25 protein-coding genes and 2 pseudogenes are annotated in these 22,554 nt (G+C 50.9%); 16 read left to right on the top strand and 11 right to left on the bottom strand.

What is annotated here, in order from left to right; genetic code table 11:
- Window positions 1–191: 191 nt before the first annotated feature.
- The 3 genes from M2422_RS22035 to M2422_RS22025 all read right to left on the bottom strand — a co-directional run bounded on the left by M2422_RS22035 (window position 192) and on the right by M2422_RS22025 (window position 1,277).
- Window positions 192–464 carry a type II toxin-antitoxin system YafO family toxin gene (locus tag M2422_RS22035; RefSeq protein WP_259142734.1) on the bottom strand — a complete coding sequence of 91 codons (273 nt, stop codon included), beginning with the start codon at window positions 462–464 and terminating at the stop codon, window positions 192–194.
- Between the two features lie 174 nt (window positions 465–638).
- Window positions 639–983, bottom strand: coding sequence for a hypothetical protein (locus tag M2422_RS22030; RefSeq protein WP_259142732.1), 345 nt, complete (start codon window positions 981–983; stop codon window positions 639–641).
- 138 nt (window positions 984–1,121) lie between these two features.
- The gene (locus tag M2422_RS22025; RefSeq protein WP_259142729.1) at window positions 1,122–1,277 is read right to left on the bottom strand and encodes a hypothetical protein; all 156 of its coding nucleotides are present in this window, start codon (window positions 1,275–1,277) and stop codon (window positions 1,122–1,124) included.
- A 404-nt stretch (window positions 1,278–1,681) separates the two neighbouring features.
- On the opposite strand from M2422_RS22025, the gene M2422_RS22020 reads away from it, so the two are divergent.
- The 4 genes and pseudogenes from M2422_RS22020 (at window position 1,682) to M2422_RS22005 (ending at window position 6,031) form a co-directional block, all read left to right on the top strand.
- Window positions 1,682–4,402: an inverse autotransporter beta domain-containing protein gene (locus tag M2422_RS22020; RefSeq protein WP_259142727.1), complete on the top strand. Its 2,721-nt coding sequence runs from the start codon at window positions 1,682–1,684 to the stop codon at window positions 4,400–4,402.
- 108 nt (window positions 4,403–4,510) lie between these two features.
- Window positions 4,511–4,636, top strand: a pseudogene (locus tag M2422_RS22015) (IS1 family transposase); the annotation flags it as partial.
- A 470-nt stretch (window positions 4,637–5,106) separates the two neighbouring features.
- On the top strand, window positions 5,107–5,334 hold the full coding sequence (locus tag M2422_RS22010; protein WP_259142725.1) for a hypothetical protein: 228 nt from the start codon (window positions 5,107–5,109) through the stop codon (window positions 5,332–5,334).
- Between the two features lie 361 nt (window positions 5,335–5,695).
- Window positions 5,696–6,031 carry a hypothetical protein gene (locus tag M2422_RS22005; RefSeq protein WP_259142724.1) on the top strand — a complete coding sequence of 112 codons (336 nt, stop codon included), beginning with the start codon at window positions 5,696–5,698 and terminating at the stop codon, window positions 6,029–6,031.
- 334 nt (window positions 6,032–6,365) lie between these two features.
- Here the strand turns inward: M2422_RS22005 and M2422_RS22000 are convergent, their stop codons facing one another.
- The 3 genes from M2422_RS22000 to M2422_RS21985 form a co-directional block, all read right to left on the bottom strand.
- Window positions 6,366–6,638 carry an arylsulfatase regulator gene (locus tag M2422_RS22000; RefSeq protein ID WP_259142722.1) on the bottom strand — a complete coding sequence of 91 codons (273 nt, stop codon included), beginning with the start codon at window positions 6,636–6,638 and terminating at the stop codon, window positions 6,366–6,368.
- Window positions 6,639–6,667: 29 nt separating this feature from the next.
- Window positions 6,668–7,030: a hypothetical protein gene (locus M2422_RS21995; RefSeq protein ID WP_259142720.1), complete on the bottom strand. Its 363-nt coding sequence runs from the start codon at window positions 7,028–7,030 to the stop codon at window positions 6,668–6,670.
- A gap of 310 nt (window positions 7,031–7,340) precedes the next feature.
- Complete coding sequence (locus M2422_RS21985; RefSeq protein WP_259142716.1) at window positions 7,341–7,919, bottom strand: recombinase family protein; 579 nt, start codon at window positions 7,917–7,919, stop codon at window positions 7,341–7,343.
- 148 nt (window positions 7,920–8,067) lie between these two features.
- Here M2422_RS21985 and M2422_RS21980 point away from each other — a divergent pair.
- Window positions 8,068–9,330: pseudogene (locus tag M2422_RS21980) on the top strand (DUF4158 domain-containing protein); the annotation flags it as partial.
- 1,025 nt (window positions 9,331–10,355) lie between these two features.
- Here M2422_RS21980 and M2422_RS21975 read toward each other — a convergent pair.
- Both M2422_RS21975 and M2422_RS21970 read right to left on the bottom strand, forming a co-directional pair.
- Window positions 10,356–10,652 (bottom strand): type II toxin-antitoxin system RelE/ParE family toxin, encoded by a 297-nt coding sequence (locus M2422_RS21975; protein ID WP_259142715.1) that lies wholly within the window; start codon window positions 10,650–10,652, stop codon window positions 10,356–10,358.
- Entirely contained in the window at window positions 10,639–10,899 is a 261-nt protein-coding gene (locus tag M2422_RS21970) for a type II toxin-antitoxin system ParD family antitoxin (protein ID WP_259142714.1), read from the bottom strand. Before M2422_RS21970 ends, M2422_RS21975 begins: the two co-directional genes overlap by 14 nt.
- A 313-nt stretch (window positions 10,900–11,212) precedes the next feature.
- Between M2422_RS21970 and M2422_RS21965 the strand changes: the two genes are divergently transcribed.
- The 3 genes from M2422_RS21965 (at window position 11,213) to M2422_RS23950 (ending at window position 13,560) form a co-directional block, all read left to right on the top strand.
- Window positions 11,213–11,461, top strand: coding sequence for a hypothetical protein (locus M2422_RS21965; RefSeq protein ID WP_259142713.1), 249 nt, complete (start codon window positions 11,213–11,215; stop codon window positions 11,459–11,461).
- An 89-nt stretch (window positions 11,462–11,550) separates the two neighbouring features.
- Entirely contained in the window at window positions 11,551–12,708 is a 1,158-nt protein-coding gene (locus M2422_RS21960) for a hypothetical protein (RefSeq protein WP_259142712.1), read from the top strand.
- Between the two features lie 198 nt (window positions 12,709–12,906).
- Window positions 12,907–13,560, top strand: a complete 654-nt coding sequence (locus tag M2422_RS23950) for a DUF6884 domain-containing protein (protein WP_404997318.1) — start codon at window positions 12,907–12,909, stop codon at window positions 13,558–13,560.
- Between the two features lie 81 nt (window positions 13,561–13,641).
- Here M2422_RS23950 and M2422_RS21950 read toward each other — a convergent pair whose 3' ends face one another.
- The gene (locus tag M2422_RS21950; protein WP_259142707.1) at window positions 13,642–13,854 is read right to left on the bottom strand and encodes a hypothetical protein; all 213 of its coding nucleotides are present in this window, start codon (window positions 13,852–13,854) and stop codon (window positions 13,642–13,644) included.
- 204 nt (window positions 13,855–14,058) lie between these two features.
- Between M2422_RS21950 and M2422_RS21945 the strand changes: the two genes are divergently transcribed.
- The 6 genes from M2422_RS21945 (at window position 14,059) to M2422_RS21920 (ending at window position 17,345) form a co-directional block, all read left to right on the top strand.
- Window positions 14,059–14,361, top strand: coding sequence for a type II toxin-antitoxin system HigB family toxin (locus M2422_RS21945; RefSeq protein ID WP_259142704.1), 303 nt, complete (start codon window positions 14,059–14,061; stop codon window positions 14,359–14,361).
- Between the two features lie 5 nt (window positions 14,362–14,366).
- A complete protein-coding gene (locus tag M2422_RS21940) occupies window positions 14,367–14,726 on the top strand; it encodes a type II toxin-antitoxin system HigA family antitoxin (RefSeq protein WP_029403836.1) in 360 nt (119 codons plus the stop codon).
- A gap of 59 nt (window positions 14,727–14,785) precedes the next feature.
- Window positions 14,786–15,280 carry a thermonuclease family protein gene (locus M2422_RS21935; RefSeq protein WP_259142700.1) on the top strand — a complete coding sequence of 165 codons (495 nt, stop codon included), beginning with the start codon at window positions 14,786–14,788 and terminating at the stop codon, window positions 15,278–15,280.
- A gap of 12 nt (window positions 15,281–15,292) precedes the next feature.
- The gene (locus tag M2422_RS21930) at window positions 15,293–15,790 is read left to right on the top strand and encodes a hypothetical protein (RefSeq protein WP_259142698.1); all 498 of its coding nucleotides are present in this window, start codon (window positions 15,293–15,295) and stop codon (window positions 15,788–15,790) included.
- Between the two features lie 326 nt (window positions 15,791–16,116).
- Window positions 16,117–16,887: a conjugal transfer protein TraX gene (locus tag M2422_RS21925; RefSeq protein WP_259142696.1), complete on the top strand. Its 771-nt coding sequence runs from the start codon at window positions 16,117–16,119 to the stop codon at window positions 16,885–16,887.
- 131 nt (window positions 16,888–17,018) lie between these two features.
- Window positions 17,019–17,345, top strand: a complete 327-nt coding sequence (locus M2422_RS21920; protein ID WP_259142695.1) for a hypothetical protein — start codon at window positions 17,019–17,021, stop codon at window positions 17,343–17,345.
- Here the strand turns inward: M2422_RS21920 and M2422_RS21915 are convergent.
- Complete coding sequence (locus M2422_RS21915) at window positions 17,320–18,126, bottom strand: DUF4225 domain-containing protein (RefSeq protein ID WP_259142693.1); 807 nt, start codon at window positions 18,124–18,126, stop codon at window positions 17,320–17,322. The two genes, M2422_RS21920 and M2422_RS21915, sit on opposite strands and share 26 nt — an antisense overlap.
- Window positions 18,127–18,998: 872 nt before the next feature.
- Window positions 18,999–20,012, bottom strand: a complete 1,014-nt coding sequence (gene repA / locus M2422_RS21910; protein WP_259142691.1) for a plasmid replication initiator RepA — start codon at window positions 20,010–20,012, stop codon at window positions 18,999–19,001.
- A gap of 653 nt (window positions 20,013–20,665) precedes the next feature.
- Here repA and M2422_RS21905 point away from each other — a divergent pair.
- Together M2422_RS21905 and M2422_RS21900 are read left to right on the top strand one after the other, a co-directional pair.
- A complete protein-coding gene (locus tag M2422_RS21905; protein WP_259142689.1) occupies window positions 20,666–20,932 on the top strand; it encodes a DUF1778 domain-containing protein in 267 nt (88 codons plus the stop codon).
- Window positions 20,920–21,414, top strand: coding sequence for a GNAT family N-acetyltransferase (locus M2422_RS21900; protein WP_259142686.1), 495 nt, complete (start codon window positions 20,920–20,922; stop codon window positions 21,412–21,414). The genes M2422_RS21905 and M2422_RS21900 overlap by 13 nt, the downstream gene beginning before the upstream one ends.
- The last annotated feature ends 1,140 nt before the right edge of the window (window positions 21,415–22,554 follow it).

Raw genomic sequence — 22,554 nt, 5'->3', positions numbered from 1 at the left:
CCGGTCCTTTTCGTCCTTTCGCCGGGTACCATATGTGATTATGAGGGTTATGAAGCGTGAAAATCTTCAGCAACTTCAGAAAAGTAGCTGAGTAACCGGGTATCTCTCGCTGGCATACGTTCATGAGCAGGTGTTATCAGCCCCATCAGCAGAAAGCGGCCGCTATCCCACATGTGTTCTGTGTAAATGAGTTAGTGATCTGAGGTACGGTTGTAATTCTCTTGTCTGGCACGCCAGGTGAGCTGGAAATGCAGATTAACGTGAATATGCTGGACGTTAGCATCGACAGCGAATGGCGGGAAATCAAAAGGGGCGCCCCTTCCAAGAAGATTTGATGGTGCGCCAGTTGATTTATACGTAATGAACTCTGCTTGTAACTGGCTCTCCAGCTCAGGGTAAACGGCAAACTTGGGCTGGAAAAAAGTATCCCACGTGAGATGACTATACTCAGCCGTTAACGCCATTTAGCCGCAGCCCTGTTGCCTGAATCCAGCAGGTGATTCATGGCCGAGAGGTTGATTCCAGAATCACGCACTTCTGTCGTTCGTGTGATTTGATCAATCAGACTGAGATAGTTTTTGGTCGCAAGACTGACCATTTTAATGGCCTTAAAGAATGCAAACTCAACAGAATTCCTGTCATACGACTGAACGATGTTTTTTTTCCGGCAGCATCAGAACAAAGGACTCTGCGATACCTGCGACATGGATAGTATGATTTCTGATGTCGCTGGCGACTTTGATAGCGCCGGAGAAATCGCTGTCTGCATACCGGGCCAGCTCGATGCGACTTGAGCGTAATTCTTCAGCTACGTCATTGAGAGCAACAGTGAGCTCGCTGATATCGGTTTTGTTGACTCTGGAGCCCATTTCGTAAACCCGTTCAACAATCGTAGGCTGACACGCAACCGCTTTCGGTTGCGGCTGGAAACTGGCAAGAACCAGTGCCACTGCGGCCTGCAAGTGCTGGATTTTAAATTTCACGACGGGCTCCATAATCATCATCTCTCGACGAGGCGCTGCATTTTACTACTGAACTTAACTATATGCTAAAAAAAGTTGGTTGCATATGTGGCTGGCACAGCAAACAGGAAATCAGACACTGGTTCTGACCTGCCCCATTCAGTAACCGGATTGCTGATTTACGATGGTACCGCTGATCAGAATGAACTCTTCGAGGATCCTTGTTTTCTCTGCCTTACTGGCTGCCTGATAACGTGTTTTCAGCGCCCGCAGCAGTTGGCGACAGGTATCCATAGGCAACAATACATTGCTCATAGGTGCACCTTTAGCTGATTATTTATCACTCAACCAAAGTAACAATTTTGGTGAGGCAACAGTGCGCGTTAGGTAACAAAAATGCTGAGTCAATGCGCCGCTGGCTCCTGGGCTGTCTGTTTGCTCTGGCGGCCGACAATCTGCTGTACGCCGCAGGGAAGCGCGGACTCACCATCGGTATTTTCGGCGCCCTGCACACCCGGTTAGCCAGAAAGCCAATGTTTCAATTTCCTGTGCGTCAGGTCCGCTGTCCCTGTGGACACACACCTTTTCATTGAACCTTTTGCCCCCGCCCCTACCATTAACCTCATGCGTTAAAGGGATTTATACCTCAAACCCTGGTGGCACGGGCGTCCTTCCCGGTGCTGACATTCTCCGTAAAATACTCTGCCGGACACTATGTAATGAATACAGGCTTGATTAAAACCGCCGCCAGACTCTGTCTGGTGGCCCAGTTGACGGGGATACTGACCGGGACACTGGTGCCGGTGGCGTCCCTGGCAAAAGGCACCGTGCCGGCCCACACGCTGACCGCCCCGCGGACCACTCCCCACACTCTCGGGGAAGGTGAGAGCGTTTCCTCCGTGGCCGCACGCCACGGCCTGACCGTGGCGGCGCTGAAAAAACTCAACCAGCTCCGCACCTTCAGCAGGCCCTTTGAGCAGCTCGCTACCGGGGACGAGATTGACGTGCCCGTGATGAAGGCCGGTCCCGGGCGTGAGCCGGCCACTGCCGCCGCGCAGGATGACCCTGCCGCCTTCTGGGCCGGCACTGCCTCCACCGCCGGACAGATGCTGCAGGGCGGGGACACCACCCGCGCCGCCGCCGGCATGGCCCGCAGCATGGCCACCGGCGCTGCCTCGACGGAGATAGAGAAGTGGCTCAGCCGCGCCGGCTCCGCACGGGTCAGTCTGGCAGCGGACGAAAAATTCTCCCTCAGCGAGGCGTCCGCTGACGCCCTGGTGTCGCTGTATGACACCCCTGACTGGCTGGCGTTCACCCAGCTCGGGTACCGGCACAGGGATGACCGCCACACCGTTAACCTCGGGGCCGGATTGCGCACCTTCCGGGGTGGCTGGATGTACGGGGTGAACGCCTTCCTCGACAACGACCTGACCGGGCGCAACCGCCGCCTCGGGCTGGGTGCCGAGGCGTGGACCGACTACCTGCGGCTCTCCGCCAACGGCTACCGCGGATTAACGGGCTGGCATCAGTCCCGTGACCTGGCCGACTATGACGAGCGGCCGGCAGACGGTTTTGACATGCGGATGGAGGGCTGGCTGCCGGCGTACCCGCAGCTGGGCGGGAAGCTGATGTATGAGCAGTACCGCGGCAACGAGGTGGCGCTGTTCGGTAAGGACGAGCGTCAGAAGGACCCGAAAGCCGTCACTGCGGGGGTGAGCTACACCCCGGTGCCGCTGGTCACCCTGGGGGCGGAGCACCGGCAGGGCCAGGGCGGACACAGCGACGCGCGGTTCAGCGTGGGCTTCAGCTGGCGTCCGGGCACGCCGTGGGCAGACCAGGTCAACCCGGCTGCGGTGGGGCTGAGCCGGACGCTGGCGTCGGGCCGCTATGACCTGGTGGAGCGCAACAACAACATTGTGCTGGAGTACAAAAAGCAGACGCTTATCCGCCTGTCGCTGCCGGAGACCCTGGCGGGTAAGGCGGGGAGTACGGACACGCTGACCGCGACGGTGACGTCACGTTATGGGGTGAGCGGGATTGACTGGGAGTACGGCGAAGTGCTGGCCGCGGGCGGCCGGGTGAGCGAGGTGAATAAAAACAGCCTGCAGATAACCTACCCGCCGTACCAGGCGGCGGCACGCGGGGCGGAAAGCAACGTGTACCGCATCAGCGCGGTGGCCCGTGACGGGCAGGGTAACGTCTCGGCGCGCCGGACGACGACGATAACGGTCCGGGAGCCGGAGGCGGCCATTGCCCGGGGCGACCTGACGGTGACGCGGGACAACGCGGCGGCGAACGGAACGGATGCCAACGCCGTGCAGGCAAAGGTGACGGACGCGGCGCATAACCCGGTGGCGGGGATGACGGTGCAGTTCACGGCCGGGAGCGAGGCAGTGCTGTCGTCGGCGTCCGGGGTGACCGGGGCTGACGGGGTGGCGGAGGTGAGCCTGACCAGCCTGAAGGCGGGCGTGACGACGGTCTCCGCGACCATCGGGGACAGCAGCCAGACCGTGGACACCACCTTCGTGGCGGATACCCCGGACAGCGGAAGGTCGTCGCTGACAGCGACCCCGGACACCATCACGGCGAACGGTACCGATGTGTCAGCGGTCACCCTGACCCTGAAGGACGCGCACGACAACGCGGTGAGCGGTCAGACGGTGACCTTTGCCAGCAGCCTGGCGGGGACCAGGGTGGGGGACGTGACCGACAACGGTAACGGCACCTACACGGCGGACCTGACCGGGACCGCGGCGGGCGAGACCAGCGTGACGGCCACCGTGGGCGGCAGCGCCTTCGGCGTGGCCGCGGCGAAGGTCACCCTGACGTCGCCATCACCCGAGCCGGTACCGGAATCCACCACGCTTGCCGTTAACGGTGCAACATTTGCTGCTAGCAGTCACTTCCCGACTACAGGCTTTACCGGGGCTAAATTCCAGGTGCTGCTGAGCGGGAGTGCATCGAATAACAGTAATTACAACTGGAGTGCTGACCAGGGGTGGGTGAGCGTGGATGCCAGTGGTAACGTATCCTTTACCGGGACGGCAACAAGCGGAACCAAAACAGTGACGATTACTGCCACACCGAAGGCGGGCGGAGCACCTCTGACCTATACCTTTACCGTCAGTAAGTGGTTTGTGAATAACAGGAACAACACCATGAACTGGGGTACAGCTGATGAATATTGCTCTTTCCGCGGTGGCCTGCCAACAGTAGCGGACTTAACTTCTGTTGGTTCAACAAGAGGTGTTGGTTCGTTGTGGGCTGAGTGGGGACGTTTAGATACGGCCTATTCAGGCTCGGGGTTCATCAGCTCCTACTACTGGACGTCGGCCGACAACGGTGCCGGCTCCCACATCATCGTCTCCCTGCGCAATGGCAGCGTCCCCAACAGCCTCGATACGTACAACTCCTATGTTGTGTGTCGTCAGGATCTTTAACCTTTAGCTTTTAATCTTTAAATTTGTTTTTTGTCGTTCAGGTCAGCACCTTCGGGCGCTGACCAAAAAACGCAAAGGAGTTATCATGAACATTCAGGAGAAACCTGTGTTGAGCGTAATAACCTGCCGCTCCGCACCCGCATTAAGCGTCTGGCTCGTAAAATTATCTGCTTCCCGCGATCAGTTGAGCTCCACGAAAACGTCATAGGTGCTTTTATCGAAAGTAAGGAATGAATATGGTTATCGTTGCTTCTGCGTTTTTAGACTGCGAGCATTTTCTTGTTTATTATTCTTAATGTAGAAATGGTTATATACATTCAATTTTTTTAATGTTATTTGAGTTTAAATCTCTATTGGTGAGTGTGTTTAAGGGTTTTTTGATGAAAGTAAATATATTTTTTTACAATGTAGTCCCGCTCAAAACAAAACTTTATAATCTAAGCTGGGTGAATGATTCGGTGAGTATATTATTTGCCAGTGATTTTGTATGTAATATTTTATCTGAAAAAAAACAAAAAATGTTTTTCTGACATACACATAATAACCAGGGATATGAAGCAACCTTCAGCAGATGAGATAACCCCATTGCTTGAAGGTTATGTAAAAAATATGGCCAGGACAATATCCGGTTATTAACAAATGAAGGCAGCACACAGATCATTTGTGCCTCTTTCCGAGAAAAATATGGAATTCCTGGTGCTGGAGTGGACTATGTGCTGCCTTATTTTTCTAAAGTTGAATCTAAAAAAAGACTATTTGAAGTAGTTAACATGCCGCGCTTTACTACCTTTGATAAAGACAGTTTTAAACGAGACAGCAGCAACTATATTTTATTCCTGGAGAACCGCATTGGTTACCCGGCATTTATTAAGCCAGTAGATTTAGTGAGCAGTATTAATACATTTAAGGCAAAAGACAGGCATGAGATGTGAGATATTCTCTCCAGTTTGGTAGACACTAAGTACTCCTATGAAATTGATGAGTATATTCAGGGTGATGTTTTACATGCTGATGTAATCATGATTAATGGGAAAATGGAGTTTTTAAGTGTAGGGCGTAACAATACACCACTGCATCTTTTCCAGCATGGCATTCCAGCAGGTTCTGCTCCGGTACAAAATGACATATTCATAACAAAAACGAAAGAGTTTTCTTCCAGAGTATTAAGACGCCTGGATGCAAATGAAGGTGTCTTTCACATAGAATTTTTCCACTGTGATAATGGTGAGCTGTTTTTTTTTGGGAATCGCCGCTCGCATGGGTGGGTCACATATTTCAGATGTTTATGAGATTATGTACTGGTTTAATATTGAGGATGTCTGCCTGGGATTGCAGGCGGGTGAGCTATCATCCTTTAAATATACACCAAAGAAAATATTTGCCGCATTCATGAATTACCCAAAGAAACAGTGCACAGTTTTGGGGATCAGAGAGCCAATGATTGAGAGTGATTTCAAAATATTACAGAGGGTGTCTTGCGGAGAACATATTTCTAAGGCCAAAACGCTTCTTGATAGTACTGTTTCTGTTGTATTTTGGAATCCTTCATATTTAACACTACAAAAAGATTTTGAAAAACTGGCAAAGTATGAGCCAGTGATTTCACAAGTAGAGAAATATATAACATGAGTTTTATATCCCCTTTTCTCTGGAGGTGACTGTTAAATTAGTGACTAAATAACTGCTCGGAATAGTAGATCACTTACGGGGGAACTCAGTCCGGTTTATGCGATCTGAACAATCGCTGAATATCCCAAATCACCAGCCTGACTGAGCAATGCCGATCGAGAGCATGAAAAACCGTGGGGCAGTCACCGAATATGTCTTTTTCCAGGGCTAGAATAACCGTAAGCGTCGCTGTAACCCCACCTGTTATTGCGTTCGCGATGTTGCCATGATCTTGTTCCCGATCATCAACACGGGGTTCTCCGTCGGAACCGCCGAAATTTCCGACCTACCATTTTTAGTGATCTTTCGGAACCTCGATAACTCCATCCGCAATACCCTGAGCCAGTCGCTCCATCCATTTCGCAAAGCGAAAATATCCAGGATATTGCTGGCAGATGTAGTCCATCTGCACCTTTGATGCGCTGTCCATCACTCGTTTAAACGCCTCCAGGTAGTCATAACAACCCTGTAATAATTGTGCATCCCCGTCCTCTGTCAGAGGAAACCGGCTGGCGTAGTCATGGACTATTTTCGCTAATTGTCGCTGTTCTGCTGTCAGGTCGATCATTTTTATCCCCGAATTTGTGGCGCCGGACCTTAATGAAGCTTTTTTTCAACGGTATTATCTGGCAGGTTTTCAGATCCCAACTGGCGTTTAATTCTGGTCAATAACTGTGGCGCAACATTCCAGCGGGCACCGCTCTCTGTGTGGACTGTCACCGTTTTTTTATTCAGACGGACCAGAACCCCCGTCACCGTTTGCCCGTCTTCTGCCCGGAAGCTGACCACATCCCCGGGCCGAAAATCTTCCATGCTTTGCCGGGTTCGCTGGCGCTGTAACATATTGAGACGGTTAACAATAAGATTATGTAACGTTATCAGCACCTCCTCAGGCATATCATCAATTAATTCGGCAAGATTGATAGTCTGTCCGGTGTTTCCCGATGGTGGTTTTTTCATAAGATTCAGTCCAGTTTTCGCATTGATGAATCATTCATATCAGGGCGAAGCCTCCAGGTACTGCCCCCGAAAAGAACGCTTCCCACGATTTGCTCCCAGGTTTCTGTTTCTGCAAGCCGTTTTTCGACAGACTGAAAATCTGTATGGCTCAGAATGACCTCGTTTCGCTCACATGGCGATTCCAGGACATATCCATCGGGGATTCGACGGTCCGTTGAACCAGCAACACGGGCCGATGCCCGGTAAAAGGTTTTGATACATGCGCCTTTTTGCAGGGCAGACAGGATAACCTGTTCCTGGATCCGCATATTTATTCCTTATGGTTACGTGAAAGTGTCCGGTAGACCGTTGGCCGCGAGACTGAAAATAACTCTGCCAGATCGCTAATCGAGTACTGCCCGGTTTCATGCATCCGGCACAGCTCTTTCTGCTGTTTCTCAGACAGTTTGGGTTGCTTCCCCCGCAGTTTCCCTTTAGCCCGGGCAATCGCCATGCCTTCCCGGGTACGCAGGCGTATCAGATCGCCCTCGAACTCAGCAAACGTTGCCAGCACGTTAAAAAACATTTTCCCTACCGGGTCTTCCGGATCGTAGACGCTCGCTCCCAGAGCCAGCTTCACGCCCCTGGCCTGTAATGCATCCGCAATTTCACGCGCATCTGGTACCGAGCGCGCCAGACGGTCAAGCTTCGGTACAACCAGGGTGTCACCACGGCGCACCGCGGCCAGCGCCTGATCCAGTCCTGGCCTCTGCCGGTTTGACCCTGTCAGCCCTTTGTCGGTGTAAATCCGGTCCGGAGAGACACCGAGTTTCACCAGCGCCTCCTGCTGGGCGGTTAAATCCTGCCTGTCGGTGGAGCAACGGGCATAACCAATCCGTATTTCAGTCATAAAGTGTACGTTTAAAGGGCCATGAAAGATATTGATACCGTACCAGTTATATGAGACAAGGTCAGCAGTGATTTTTTCTGAAGCGCAAATTTAATTTTTTACCGTCCGCAGAGCGATCCTCTTACGGACACGATTAATCGGGGTCAGGATGACAACGCATGGCAAAGCGACAGGCAAAAGTGAACGGCTGGCGGTTTTAAACAATGCCGAACAGGAAGCGCTGTATGGACTTCCTGATTTCGATGATGCACAGCGGCTGGAATTTCTGGCTCTGGATGAGTCCGAACTGATGCTGGCCTGTAGTCGGCAGGGGCTTCATGCTCAAATTTATTGCATCCTCCAGATCGCTTATTTCAAAGCCAAACATCTGTTTTTCCGCTTCGGGTGGGATGATGTTAAGGATGACTGCAATTTTGTCCTGAGCCGTTATTTTCACGGGGAGTCCCTTCCGGATAAATTGCCCTCTAAGCACGAGCGTTATGCGCAGCGAAACAAAATCTGTGCTCTATATGGCTACCAGCCATGGTCATCAGCTCTGGCATCACAACTTCAATTACAGGCCGCGCATATTGTTCACCGCGATGTGACACCCGGATTTGTCGCCACAGAACTGATTATCTGGCTCAACGAACATAAAATCATCCGCCCTGGCTACACCACGATCCAGGAGCTGGTGAGCCAGGCACTTTCCAGTGAAAGACAGCGGCTGGGACGTATTCTGCTGGAGCAACTTGATGACGTTACCATTGCCGGTCTGGATAAACTGATTGAGCGCGATGATACTCTTTCCCGGCTCGCAATCCTCAGGCAGGATGCGCGTGACTTTGGCTGGCGCCAGATGGTCCACGAACGGGAAAAACGAGCCACTCTGGAGCCGCTGCACCGTAAGGCATGTGATCTCTTACCCTTACTGAATATTTCTCAGCAAAATATGCTGTACTACGCCAGCCTGGTAAATTTCTATACCGTTTACGATCTACGTAACCTGAAGTCTGAGCAGTCCCGCCTTTACCTTCTGTGTTATGTCTGGATCCGCTATCGCCAGTTCAGCGACAACCTGGTGGACGCGATGTTTTTCCATATGAAGCAGCTTGAGGATGAGAGCCGCAGCGGGGCTAAACAGCTTATGGCGGACGTGCAGGAAAAACACCGTCGCGAAACGTCTAAAATTGGACGTCTGCTGTCGCTTTAGGTTGATGACAGCGTTCCGGATCCCACTACCTTTGGCGAAGTCCGTCGCCGGGCCTGGAAAATCATGCCGCGGGAGACGCTGAAAACCACCGCACAACGCATGAGCGTGAAACCCGTCAGTAGGCTGGCGCTACAATGGCAGGTTGTAGACGGTATGACGGCATTAATCCGACGCCATCTGCGACCATTATATCTGTCCCTCGATCTTAAGCACTCTGTATACGTGCTCTGCCGATCGGCAAGTGCAAAATAATACGGTATCCCTCTGTCGGCATAACGCATACCTGCACGGTGACTGACAGACTCAAATAGTATATCTACTGGTTTATACGTATTGTGGTTGAATGAAAATTCAGTTTTCCAGTTTCTGAACTCGAGATATGCGGTAAGAACCTGACATAATCCTTCTGTAAAGAAGGCATCATCATCAATAATGACAATGTGTACTGTTTTATTGACTACGAGCTCCTGGGAGTTATTTTCAAATGTTGTATTATGCATTTTATATTAACGTTAAAATCTGTAGTATCATTTTTAATTACCCCACACCCTGTGCCATAGATTTCTCAATGTAACGTAATAGTTAATAGGCACGTTAAAGAGAAATATTCTTAATAATTAATATTAAGATGTATTGAATTAAATTTTTTTACAATCCTTAACAGGGCGGATTTTAATAATAATGAACTCCCGAGATTAATCCCAGTTCACATATATTACTTTCGAACCGATAAATGTTCCCGGAGTCTGAGATTTAGTATTGATGGTACTAATCAAAGGTATGGTCGCAGTAGGCGAAGCCGTTTCCTGAAACATCTGTTGACCATCAGCTCCGACATAGAGCTGCGAAGTCAGATTGTTTCCACTCGAAATCAGGGGCAGTTCCGTATTCCCAACAGCCACATTTAAAGAAGCCGTTCCGGAACATACAATGTTCAATTCCTCTCTGGCTCTGCTATTTATCACTCCTGTACTCATATTCTTATGCACATGTAGGTCGGTCACAATTTTAATTCATGGTACTGAGGAAATAGCATTGAAGAAATTTAATTTTATTAACTCACAAAAAAAGCATAAAACTTCGTTCGATGTTGGTTTTTCTCGTCATTGAAAAATATAGTAGTGGGCATCATAGAAATATTAAATTTAATTTCATTCTGTCAGATACCCACATTGTTAATTTAACATAAGATAGATTACATGAGCTAAGTGATTGATTTTATGGCTTTAAATTTTTTTACTCGGTTATTTCCAGGGTTCATGCCGTGCCGTATCCTGAGATTGGCTGAGAATACGTATGATCGTAACCATCGAATGTGATGACACAAAATAGATCATGTGCTGTTCCACCGGCAACGAGCAGATATTGTCTCCCAGCTCTGCGCGATGCGTGCCGATGTCATGCATGGTCAGCACATCAAATACTGCGGCTATACGTCCGATATACGCATCCGCCTGAACAATCCCGAACTGTTGGAAGCTGTACTCCCAGATTGCTTCCAGATCTTCTTCTGCTTTCGGTGTCAGCTCAATCTCTTTCATTTGCCGCCCTGGCCCTGACATTATTCAGGAATGCATCCTTGCTCCATGGTTTCGCCTCGCCGCTGCTGATTCCTTCGGCCAGCAGATCGCGCAGTTCCTGAAGGCGGGATTCAGCCTGCTTCTCGCGCAGTAGACGCAGCGCGTCACGCATGACCTCGCTCTGGGTACGGTAATCACCGGCCTTAACCAGGGAATCGATAAATTCACGCAGCTCATCACCCACGTCCACCGTCATCGTACGGGCCATAACCCCTCCGTTACTTAATGTAAGATTTGTTCTTACATCATTATATCAGCTTACTCCCCTGCTTCCATATCCGGCATGTTAGCCAAAATAACCCGGCTGTAGGCTAGAGATCCGACTTAGCATCTTTTCGGATCTGCGCGGCGGGAAACACGCAAAGGATATGATAATCAAGCCAAGCGCATAAAATCACATTGAATGTGATAATTATCATTAATCACAAAATCATATCTGATATGATTTTGCCAATTTATTAAAAAATCAATTGAGATATGATTTTTTACTTAACCGGACATTATCAGATGGAGCGTGCAGGATGGATGAAGAAATGTTGTTTTCGCTCAGCTATAAGCAGATGACGCAGATGGCAGAGGAGGAAATAAAGCAATGCGATTTCCGCAGGGATGGCACCCATTATGTCTGGGAATTGAACAAGGCTCATGACATCCTCCGCTTCTGGTATCTCCTGGCACTGCGCGGACACACAGGCCTGGCCATAACACGGGTCGAAGCAGACTATAAACGGCTAAAAACGCTCATTTCTCAGAGGAATGAGGGGCAATGACGCAGGAAAAATCCCGACGTCCGTCGCCGCTGCAGCGACGGGTGCTGATCGTGCTGGCCGCCCTCGAGGCACGCCATCCCGGAACACCCGTGCCTACCCGGCTCATTGAACGTCTGCTGACCGACGGGGGGCATGGTCCGGTATACGGGCCGAACCTGCGCGCCTCCTGCCGGCGCATGGAAGCCGCGGGCTGGCTGCGCACCCTGCGTGCGCAAAACATGCAGCTGGCCGTGGAGCTGACGGATGCAGGCCGGATGCTGGCCACTCCCATCCTTGCAGAAGAACAGGCCAGCCAGCTGGCCGAACAGCGTGCCACGGAAGTGCGGGTTCTGCCCCTGGTCCCGCACAGCCAGGCAGAGGAAGCTGACGACCGGCCGGTGGAGCTGGGCGATCGCTGGCACATGGCCTGCCGGGGTGACTACGTTATCCGTCTTGACGGCACCACCTGCCTGCAGCTGTGGAACACGGCCGGGCAGCTGACGCGCCTGGCGGGCGATCCCCTAGAGGTCGCCGCCTGGCTGCAGGCCTGCCACGATGCGGGGATTGCGGTGCGGGTGCAGGTTAATGAAAGCACCACGCCGGAGGAGGATACATCGGACGGTTCCGCGCCGGCGGACCTGACCGGCACCTGGTACTGCCAGCTGGACATCGCGCTGCAGGCGCTGGGGATCACCGGGCTGACTGAGGATATTCGCCTGGCCGTGGTCAGGCCTGAAGCGTCCCTGCGGGCGCAGCCGGCACCGGCGCGCCTGCTGCACGTTCTGCGCGACAGTCCGGAGGCCTTTCCGCTCACGGCGGCCAGCCATGAGGAAGACATGCAGGCCGCACTGGCCGACCTGCTGGCCCGCGCGGGGTTCACCGGCGACCAGACGCAGGAGCTGCAGTTGCACCGCATACGCTGGCCGCAGATGAGTCAGGAAGACGCTGACCGGCGCGAACTGAACGGCCTGCTGGATGAACTGGAGCAGCGACAGCTGTACTGCAACCGCGAACAACTGACGGAGATTGTGTTTTCACCTGTCCGCAGATCTGACGAGCGCTGGACGGAACGTCTGCAGTGGCTCCTGATGACGGACGCATTCGGGTTCTGCAGTCCGCAGTCCCGTGACGCTGGCGCCCGGGCGCTGGCGATCCTGGCCGGCTACACGGGGCAGGAGGTGGCGGAACATCTGGCCAGGGTGATTGTGTGGAACGACGCCGGAGCAGTGGCCGGTACGTCTTCATTCCCTCGTCCGCATGAGGAATAGAAAATTGCCCGAACATACATCGATTTACATATCAATTATCGCAATGATAATTGCATTAACCGCAATGCTGGTCAGTATTCATACATGGAGAAGAGCGAAGAGATACAAGATAATAATTAAAAAGCTGAAGAATGGGGAGGAGCTGAATGACAAGGAAATTTTGCTCCTTCAGAAGCTTCGTAAACCAGCTCAAAAATAATGCCTGTCTGTTATATTTCGCGACCTGACGTCCATCTCATCGTCACCTGCACGCGCCGCAAAACTGTGGCTGCAGGTGATGCTGTGTTTCCGGATGAACGTGACGTGGAGAGAGCTTACGGGCTCTGGATGGAGAAACTGGCGCAGGCCCGTCGCGGATCGCCCCCCATGACTGCCGGCGAGCTGTATACAGGCCAGCACTGGAGCAGAGCAGCTGCAGCTGCGGCGCGTAGTGGTGCTGAGATGTGGATTATATCCGCAGGCCTGGGGCTACTGCATGTCTCTGATCCCGTGGTCCCGTATGAAGCGACGTTCTCCTCGATGCAGTTCTGCCATCACACTCACTGGGAGCGGCTGACAACGCGTCCACCTCCGGAACGACGGTGTACCTCACTGAAGACGTTGATGCAGTCAAGGCCTGCCGATCGGTTTGTAGTGGCGGCCTCCCCGCTTTATCTGCGTGCCGTTGAGTCAGACCTGATCGCCGGCATGAAAGCTCTCTGCAATCCGGAACAACTGGCAGTGGTCACGTCAAAAGGCTATCAGGGAAGCCTGAAGGGCAATATCAAGTATACGAGTGCAGACATGATGAAGGCCCTCAATACCAATATGACGGGCCTCAATATCAGTTATGCCCTGCAGCTCATTGGCTGAGTGGAGCAGCACACCAGAAAAGCAGTGCAGGGAAGTATCTACAAAAGCCGCTTTCGCGGCTCTGCCTGTAACAGAACAGTTCTACGGCGCTTGAATTGCCAGGCGGTACATTTCTTCCAGTGCAAGCGGACACCGAAGCGTCAGCGTCTGTTGATCTAAAGCCTCCGTTCCCAGCCGTACATACCAGATTTCATAGAGCATTCTGGATATCAACGTACCACGCCGCCGGTAGTTCTCTCTGGCCTGTTCTGTGGCGGTAACGAGTTCGTTCAGCGTCATCTGATAATTCATCATAGATACCTCCAGTGGCACAGGGGAATCCTGAGCCTTTTGTAACCTAGGCTTCTGTCACGACGGCAGGCAGGCAAAAAAAATATGAAATTACTCAGTACAGGCATAGCCGGCGCTGAAACTCTGGTAAGTATCTTCAGATAACTTAAAGTCCCATCACGGGATAAAAAACTTGAGATAGTCCTAAAATGGGACTATCATCATGACATGAAGATAATCGCTATCAAGACACTGAAGGATTTCTGGACGGCGAATCCCGATGCAGAGCAGCCGCTAAAAGCCTGGGTAGATGAGGCCAGTAAAGCTGAATGGAAAACCCCGGCAGAAATCAAAGAACAATACCGCAGTGCCAGTATTCTTAAAAACAGGCGAGTGGTTTTTAATATTAAGGGAAATGACTATCGGTTAATTGTTGCGATTGCATACCAGCGAGGATGGATGTTTATCAAATTCATTGGTACGCATAAAGAATATGACAAAATAGATGCTGAAACTGTCAGCCTGGAGTAAATCCTATGCAGATTAAACCAATTAAAACTGAACAGGACTATGAAGCCGCGTTACGCGCTGTGGAGCCTATGTTTGATAACGAACCTCCTGCCGATACCCCGGAGGGAGACTTTTTTGAAATCATGTGCGTGCTGATTAATGAATACGAAAACAAACACTTTCCTATCGAAGCCCCGGACCCGATTGAAGCTATTAAGTTCAGGATGGAACAGCAGGGGCTGACGGTAAAAGATCTTGAGCCGGCAATCGGAAAATCTAACCGGGTCTATGAAGTGCTTAACCGTAAACGTAATCTGACGCTGCCCATGATCCGGAAATTACATTCAATGTTTGGCATTCCTTTAAAAAGCCTCGTTGGAGGATAAGCCGAGTTGAAATTTACATGCTTAATAACCGCAATGTATACAACCTGGGATAACGAATAATGAAACGGAAGTTCTGCTCACTGGTCCTGTTCGTTGTGGCGTTTTCGGCCAGTGCAGATATCAGCGGCCGGATTGTGCGCGTGCTGGACGGGGATACCGTTGAGATACTTGAGCCAGGAAACCGACTGACGCGTGTTCGCCTGGCTGGCATCGATGCGCCGGAAAAGAGTCAGCCCTTTGGCCAGCGTTCCCGTCAGGAACTCTCATCGATGGTGGCTCAGCGGCCCGTAACCGTAACGGGAAGTGAAACGGATCGCTATGGACGCCTACTGGGTACCCTATGGCTTGGTATGACGGATGTGAATGCCGAACAGGTACGTAAAGGTCTGGCCTGGGCATACCGTTACCACGGAAAACCCGTCCGGCCAGACTACGCTGTTCTGGAGGCCGAAGCCCGCCGTCAGTCAGCTGGACTCTGGTCAGAACCGGGTCAGACAGAGCCCTGGCGCTGGCGTAGTCTGCATCAGGATGAGCAAAAAACGAATATAAATTAAGGAGATTATTGTATGACTTTCAAATTAACCGAAAGCAAACTGGAAATTCTTGTCGATACGTTAAATGCCATTATATGCGGTGAAGTAAATATTACGCGTGAGCAGCGCGAAAATATGGTCAGGACGGTTGCAACCCTGGGTGGGTTAACAGAACGGCAGCGCCTCATCACAGCTGAAAAAGAAGCCAGAAAGCAGGTAAAAGAAGAAAAGGAAAAAAAACCACGCCTTCCGGATGAAGTGTTTCCGCGTTCCGGAAAACCGTGGGCACCGGAGGACCTGGACCTTATTCATTCGATTATTTCAGATATTCCGGATGACAGAATCGATGATCATATACTCTGGCTGTCGAAGAAACTGCAGCGCACCCCTTATGCCATCACCCTGAAAATTGTCAGTGAAGGCCGTATGAACGAGGAATGGGCTAAAGGGTGGAAGCCAGCCGCAAAATCTATTCGTGAAGATTTCGCTCTGGTCAGGGAAAAGGCGTCAGCAAGCAATATAAATAATTAATAAACTATCGTCAGTCATTTAGATCCAAAATGATAATTTTAAAATATTATCAGGAATTTTCCTACCGCACTAAATATAATATTCATACGGCCGATAATAAGAGTGTAAGAAAGGGGGCAGTGTGAACGATTTTCATATTTTAAGTATTTGTATTCAGAATAAGGATGCGGCGGGCGCAATGCGTGTGCTGCGTGATAAATCAGAATTTGCAGCGCGCAAGATTCTGGAGAAACTTAAGGTCAGGGTCACAGCGCAAACAGGCAGGGCATTCTGGCATTATGTTCAGGGCTGGCTGTTAACCGCGTGTCGCCAGGGGAATATACAGCATGAATCATTCATTACCCGACATTCTTCCCACTATCCGGAACGCCAGCCAGCTCAGTCCCGCTGCACTCGATATGGTCAAGCTCCTCGCACTTCTGGCCATGATTATCGACCACACCAATACGGTGTTTCTGTCGCCAGCCTTGCCGGTGATGTATGCGCTTGGCCGGATGGCCTTCCCCCTGTTCACGCTTATATGGGCGATGAACGTACAGCGCACCCCGGAACGACTGCAGAAGAGAGCCAGTCGTCTGTGGATCTGGGCAGTCATCACGCAGCCGGTGTTCAGCCTGGCCTTCTGGCCTCACCAGCCCTGGTGGGCCCTGAACATTCTGTTCGTGTTTGCCGGCGTCACGCAGCTGCTTGCCCTGCAGTACCGGCACGGCCGGAAAGGAATGTTTGCGGGATATCTGCTCCTGGCCCTCATGATTTGGCCCCTGCAGCCGGCAAGTTACGGGCTGGCAGGAATTACGCTCGCCATCAGTATGGCAACGGTTTCTGGCAGCGATACACCCGGCGTGCAGCGGCTGGCAGCCATCACTGCCGTGCTGTCACTGATTTGTTTAAACGGGTTATCGCATCTCCTGGATATGCCCGCAGAAACATTATTACTGGCCACACTGCCTACTCTGGCATTCCCCCTGGCAGTGGTTTCCTTCTGCAGGAAAATCTGTCCGGAGGGCCGCAGGCGTTTCATGCCGCGTAATTTCTTTTATTATGCTTACGCCGGCCACCTGGGGATTATTGGTCTGGTACAGTCTGCTTTTGGCTGACTTAGGATGACGTGATGGCTATCAGTGAGAAAGAGCTGATAGCCCGTAACCACCTGACAGGTTATCGGTCGGGCTTAACTGGTTATTAGCGCAGGGCATGTTAAACTTCCCGCAGGGAAAAGGAGAGAAGCATGAACCATGAAAGTGATCTGACGAACCACGGTTTCAGTGAAGAGGACATTGTCCGGCTGCAGGCCAGTTCAGCTAAAACGGGTACGGAGATGGATACCCTGCTGAACGATCTGGCAAACCGTTTTAAGGCCCTGATATGGGTGCTGTCAGTCATGTTAGTGATTTTTGTAGCCACACTTTTGGCTGGCTCGAGGATGCATGCCATTTCCTTTGGCGTGGCTATTCTTGTTCTTGTCACTCTGTTTACGATTACCATGCCTTTGAAGCTGGCCTATAAATCATGGCATTACCGCCGGAATCTCATTTCCCAGCGTCATCAGAAGTGATCAGATCGAAAACAACCTTAGCCTTTACCCCCCATCCCACAATTTTCATTGTCAGTTTGCCCCGGGACATGGTGTCGATTTTCCGGTAAAAATCGGTGCTGATATAGTTAAACAGACGCCATGTTCCAGGTCTGGCCATTAATCCATAGACACTGTAGATATTGCCTGCAAGCGCGATCCCGTTGTATATCCCCAACCCTGTTGATCGTTCAAATCCCATGAATTTAGCGATGTTCATGGCACCATCACCAAACATACCCTGCGTGTCAGGTTCATTCAGGAACTGACGACCAACTTCACGGGTTATCGTGTTGGCCGAGTCGACAATCAGAATAGCCCCGGCAAGAACGCCAACGGGGGTCATTGAGGAAGTCAGCACGAAGCCAAATGCGCCCTGCATACCTGCCAGCACCACTTTAATTCCTGAGATGACATAACCGACCATCCGGTCTTCATCCCTGACGTATTTGATCTGGGCATATAGTTTCGCATAACCGGTCTGGAGCTGACGGCTCTGCTCAAGCAGACTGGTGTTTTCGGCCTGCAGGTTACGCAGGCAGGTCATGCACTCTTCGTCAGACTTTGCCCGCCGGGCACGCTCAAATTCGCCATTAATGACAGATTTAATTTCATCGATGAATTTGAGACGCGTCAATCCATCCCCCAGATGTCGGGCGCCAACAATATTAGCGGTATCGACGAGTTTGCGGGCCTCCAGATTAATCATGGTTTCTGCCCAGACTCGTGCCTGGCTTTTGTTTCCCGGAAGAATTATATCCATTTTTTTCATCCTGATTGAAAATCACCCGTTAAAGCTTATCGCGCTCCCGGATTTAGGCAACCCTGCGGGTAAATGTATGCCGCGAAGCGGCATGGAGACGCCAGCCGGAGCTGAACCGGGTGATTCTGGTGAGGGGCGTCGTAACCGGCATCAGCCGTTACGGATTGATAGGTTCTGCCTGTCCCATCCCTTTCCCTGCAAAGCTATACCCGCTTAAAGCTTTCCGATTGCTAATGTGCGCGGTCGGAGTGAGTCCGTCAAGGCCTCTGGCCGCTGACGGGCTGTATCTCCGCGTTAGCGCCGTCAGGCGCTTACGAGCGTGTATGAAGGGATTACCGCGACTTAACTACAGCTACTCTTGATACTAGTTACAACATCCCTCTTAAAGCGAGGGTGTTCCGGCCCTTCGGGCCGGGGCGGCGTCGGTTTAGCAGGGGTCAGGTAAGTATGCAGTGCCGGGTTCTGGCCAGAACGGCGCCCGGCGCTTGCGACGGGAGGTACTTTTGATTTTGTTCTGAGCGCGCGGCCGTTAGGCCGCTGCATGCGAAGGCATTTTACGTTATCCACAGAGTAGCCAAAGACAAAGATCTACTCTGGAATGTAATGAACAGAGAGATAAAAACGGTGAAGTAAGATTGTTTTGCGGAATGTCTTTTATTCATTTCCGGGTTACTTCACTTATTCGTTTGCGGATTTCTGTATAAAAAAAAGAGACAGTGGCCACTGCGGGCCATAGCGACACGCAGTACGTCATGGTGACCGGAAGGAGAACGGAGTGAAGGTTGAAAAATGAGCAGGGTGGCCGAAAAAATCCAGCACGAAAAGCCCCGGTGAGGGGCCTGTAAACAAGAAGACTGTTGTGTCGTCTATGACTAGTCCGGTGGAGAAAGCGCCAGATCCAGCTGGTAAAGATGCTGGATGGCCAGAGCCTTCAGGCGCTCAGATGTGCACCAGTACGCTTCGTCAGGCGGCAGGGTGCGGTAAATCCATTCAGACATTGCATGGAGTCGTTCATCTGCCGGCAGCTTAATCAGGTTGTTGGCACGTTTACGCTCAGCGCCTTTTTTGCGGCGGTAAACGAGTGCCTCCCGGCGCTTACGGCCAGACCAGCATTTCCGCGCGGAATGGGCCTGAACATCATCATGTTCGCTCATCACCCCTTCCCGGATCAGCTGCTCACGCTCGGCGCTCTGACGGAGCTTCTCCTCCTGCTCTTTAAACAGCTTGTCCATATCGACGCCCAGCATCTGGAATCCCACGGGGGTGATATAGACATACGTTGGCAGCCAGGTGCGGGATTCACGATCCCAGGTACGTTCTTCCGCAAGGCCCAGAACGCCAAACCGTACCTGTTCCTCAATAAGCCGTGAAAGGCGTGACACCGTCACCTCCGTTTCAGGAATGACATTGCCTTTTGCGTCCTTTGCACTGAGTTCTTTTGCAAGACGGGAGATACACATGCCGACGGTATGCTTGCCGGCATCACAGAAGCTGATGAGCACTGGCCAGAGCGCATCGAGCAGGCGCTGGCGTTCCGGACGGAAGCCATATTTACGCCCCGCCTTACGGCGGCCGGCGACATAGAGAGGGTGACGAGAAACATGCATGCGCAGGCTGACCTGCCCGGTTTCTTGGTCTTTTTTCACCAGGCGATTGTAGGCATGACCGAGCTGTCCGGAGAGCTTTTTATAATGCTCCGGGCGATACCAGGCCGGGTTCTCACATTTGGCTTTTGTGGAATGCTCACCGCGTTTGCGGCGGGTCAGTTTTTTGACCGGTGCAATGAGGAAATTACCCTGAGTGCCAGCATCGACATCCTGCCAGAAACGGGTTAGCTCATCTTTCGGTAGATCTGACCAGTGAACAGAAATCTGATTGTCATTCACGGTGGCCTGTTCTTATGGCGGCCGGGTGTTGTGTTATGTGGTGCATGCGTTATAATCCTTCACAGGCCACGCGCCTGCTTTTGGACCCCCTGATATCTGTGTCTTCCGCCAAGATGATGACAGATGTCGGGGGGTTTGTGCATTCAGGCTCCGGGAAATCCCGTTACCTGCTCCTGAACGTTTTACTGGACACGTCCTGTCCCTGTCTGTTTCCGGAAGTCCGCATTTCTTCCGTAAAACCATCTTTTGCCACCCGCCTGCCTCACCACAAAGCAGTCAAACCGTCAGTTTGAGTTAGGTCACAAAAGTAATCTGAATCAACAATCTGTCCCACCACAAGACGATCGCTGATGATCCGAATACTACCTTCTCATCAGTAATTTTTCCAGATGTTAGACCAGATAACAATCCATAGTTTTCATACTAATTGTCCGGATGAGACTGCTAGCGAGCATCGCACGAAGTAAATTCAGGGCGCTGGCTTTGATTAGGTAGGCCAGAGCAGGGAAGAAAAATTTAGAGGAAGAGCTTTACCTAATAGTTGCAAGTTGACTCTTTCGTATTTTCACTGCACTTAAAAAGGCGTATAGCATTTGCTATACAGAATCCATATGATATGCTTGTAAAGAAATCGCTATACAAGGAGCGCACTCATGAAATCAGATGTTCAGCTCAACCTTAGAGCTAAAGAATCTCAAAGAGCACTTATTGATGCTGCAGCAGAGATTCTCCATAAATCACGCACGGACTTCATCCTGGAAATGGCATGCCAGGCTGCGGAGAATGTGATCCTCGATCGTCGGGTATTTAATTTTAATGATGAGCAGTATGCAGAGTTTATCGATATGCTCGATGCACCGGTTTCGGATGAGACGGCTATTGATAAACTTCTGGCAAGGAAACCTCAGTGGGACGTGTAACAGCACCAGAACCGTTATCCAGCTCCCATCAACTAGCAGAGTTCGTCAGTGGTGAGGCAGTACTTGATGACTGGCTTAAACAGAGAGGATTAAAAAACCAGGCTCTTGGTGCAGCACGAACATTCGTCGTTTGTAAAACAGACACTAAACAGGTTGTCGGTTTTTACTCTCTGGCCACCGGCAGCGTTAACCACGTGGAAGCAACGGGAAGCCTCAGGCGCAATATGCCAGATCCAATTCCCGTAATCATACTTGCTCGCCTAGCAGTCGATTTTTCATTCCGTGGTCAAGGGCTCGGGGCCGATTTACTGCATGATGCAGTTCTGCGCTGTTACCGTGTAGCTGAGAATATTGGAGTCCGTGCGATTATGGTTCATGCACTGACTGAAGAAGCTAAAAACTTTTATCTTCACCATGGCTTTAAGGCATCACAAACTCAGGAACGGACATTGTTTTTAAAGTTACCACAGTGTAGTAGCTAAATTGAGATGTCCGTCTCTGACCAAATAGACATGTCCGCGCTACAGTCTCACCACAGCGATCACTGCTTTCAAAGGATGAGACTCATGACGGCATACGGAACGGAGTTTTTGTCAATAAACGATTTGAAATGAGCCCGGATAATTAAGGATTTTATCGACCGGCATTTCACTACACGTCTCGCAAACAGCTGCTGATGCAGGACCGCCCTTTATATGCACTGCGTATTATTAGCGAACGATATACAAGCTGATGACTCTAGCTGATTTGCTCCCCCTCAAGTTAAGGCTATCGCGTGTACATCAGCCACGTCCGCAGATGCCTGTACCGGAAAGGTCATTGAGATTTAATAGAGCCACGAAACTATGCAGCTTAAAGAGACCCCAGAAAACGAACGACTACTGTATAATTATACTTTTTACAAATTCAACTATATTAATTTACCTAGTTAATTAATCACATGCAAATAAGAATTAAACACTCCGGTAGATAATTCTTAATTAATGCTGCGCTGGACTGTATGGATAACAAAGAGCCTCAAGATAAACAACTCGCTCTGGTTAGTAAGGCAGCGCATGCATTTTTTAAGATTCCCGTGAAGTCATTATGGTGATTTAATGTTGTTTCGCTGAATTACTGATGTGAGTAATAGGGAGATAATTTACTTTGCATAAGAGAACAATAGCCACTCTGGCGTTTATATTCTCGGCTGTCATTACAGCCACTGTCGCAGTCCTAACAACTGAGCGGAAACCCGTTTATGTGTCAGATGCCGAAACGCGGACGGGATCATACCTGACGAGCAGTTACGGTCCGGTGCAGTGCTTGAGTTCCCGCGCTCTTGAAGGGGAATGGGTGATGCTATGTGTCACTAGAAATAAAAAATACCATTTTGAGTATCATGTGTTTCCAGCAGAAACTTCTCCAAGAAGCGAATCTAGAAGCTTCTACCTACTAGCCATTAATGAACACGCACGGGAAAGCGCTGAGGAAGGACTGATGAGATACCTTCAGGTCGACACCGTAAATCGCTGATGCCATACTTAACCGCACAGGGTATTAAACCAAGGTAATAAGATTATTCGTTAACTATTGCTCAGTGTCCGGAAATGCATACCACCTGTAGAACAGGATTATAACAT

This window comes from Enterobacter sp. SLBN-59, from assembly GCF_024807915.1.
Classification (GTDB): Bacteria; Pseudomonadota; Gammaproteobacteria; order Enterobacterales; family Enterobacteriaceae; genus Enterobacter; species Enterobacter asburiae_B.
Note: the sequence above shows the minus strand (reverse complement) of the source record. Positions and strands in the feature narration are given on the sequence as shown.

Coding starts and splice junctions, on each gene's coding strand:
- M2422_RS22005 (WP_259142724.1), top strand. CDS start 5,696: ATGTACTGGTTTAATATTGAGGATGTCTGCCTGGGATTGCAGGCGGGT.
- M2422_RS21950 (WP_259142707.1), bottom strand. CDS start 13,854: ATGATGAATTATCAGATGACGCTGAACGAACTCGTTACCGCCACAGAA.
- M2422_RS21970 (WP_259142714.1), bottom strand. CDS start 10,899: ATGGCCCGTACGATGACGGTGGACGTGGGTGATGAGCTGCGTGAATTT.
- M2422_RS21975 (WP_259142715.1), bottom strand. CDS start 10,652: ATGAAAGAGATTGAGCTGACACCGAAAGCAGAAGAAGATCTGGAAGCA.
- M2422_RS21945 (WP_259142704.1), top strand. CDS start 14,059: ATGAAGATAATCGCTATCAAGACACTGAAGGATTTCTGGACGGCGAAT.
- M2422_RS21995 (WP_259142720.1), bottom strand. CDS start 7,030: ATGAAAAAACCACCATCGGGAAACACCGGACAGACTATCAATCTTGCC.
- M2422_RS21940 (WP_029403836.1), top strand. CDS start 14,367: ATGCAGATTAAACCAATTAAAACTGAACAGGACTATGAAGCCGCGTTA.
- M2422_RS21915 (WP_259142693.1), bottom strand. CDS start 18,126: ATGGATATAATTCTTCCGGGAAACAAAAGCCAGGCACGAGTCTGGGCA.
- M2422_RS21935 (WP_259142700.1), top strand. CDS start 14,786: ATGAAACGGAAGTTCTGCTCACTGGTCCTGTTCGTTGTGGCGTTTTCG.
- M2422_RS22025 (WP_259142729.1), bottom strand. CDS start 1,277: ATGAGCAATGTATTGTTGCCTATGGATACCTGTCGCCAACTGCTGCGG.
- M2422_RS21905 (WP_259142689.1), top strand. CDS start 20,666: ATGAAATCAGATGTTCAGCTCAACCTTAGAGCTAAAGAATCTCAAAGA.
- M2422_RS21930 (WP_259142698.1), top strand. CDS start 15,293: ATGACTTTCAAATTAACCGAAAGCAAACTGGAAATTCTTGTCGATACG.
- M2422_RS23950 (WP_404997318.1), top strand. CDS start 12,907: ATGCCTGTCTGTTATATTTCGCGACCTGACGTCCATCTCATCGTCACC.
- M2422_RS21965 (WP_259142713.1), top strand. CDS start 11,213: ATGGATGAAGAAATGTTGTTTTCGCTCAGCTATAAGCAGATGACGCAG.
- M2422_RS21985 (WP_259142716.1), bottom strand. CDS start 7,919: ATGACTGAAATACGGATTGGTTATGCCCGTTGCTCCACCGACAGGCAG.
- M2422_RS22020 (WP_259142727.1), top strand. CDS start 1,682: ATGAATACAGGCTTGATTAAAACCGCCGCCAGACTCTGTCTGGTGGCC.
- M2422_RS21925 (WP_259142696.1), top strand. CDS start 16,117: ATGAATCATTCATTACCCGACATTCTTCCCACTATCCGGAACGCCAGC.
- M2422_RS21920 (WP_259142695.1), top strand. CDS start 17,019: ATGAACCATGAAAGTGATCTGACGAACCACGGTTTCAGTGAAGAGGAC.
- M2422_RS22035 (WP_259142734.1), bottom strand. CDS start 464: ATGGCGTTAACGGCTGAGTATAGTCATCTCACGTGGGATACTTTTTTC.
- M2422_RS22000 (WP_259142722.1), bottom strand. CDS start 6,638: ATGATCGACCTGACAGCAGAACAGCGACAATTAGCGAAAATAGTCCAT.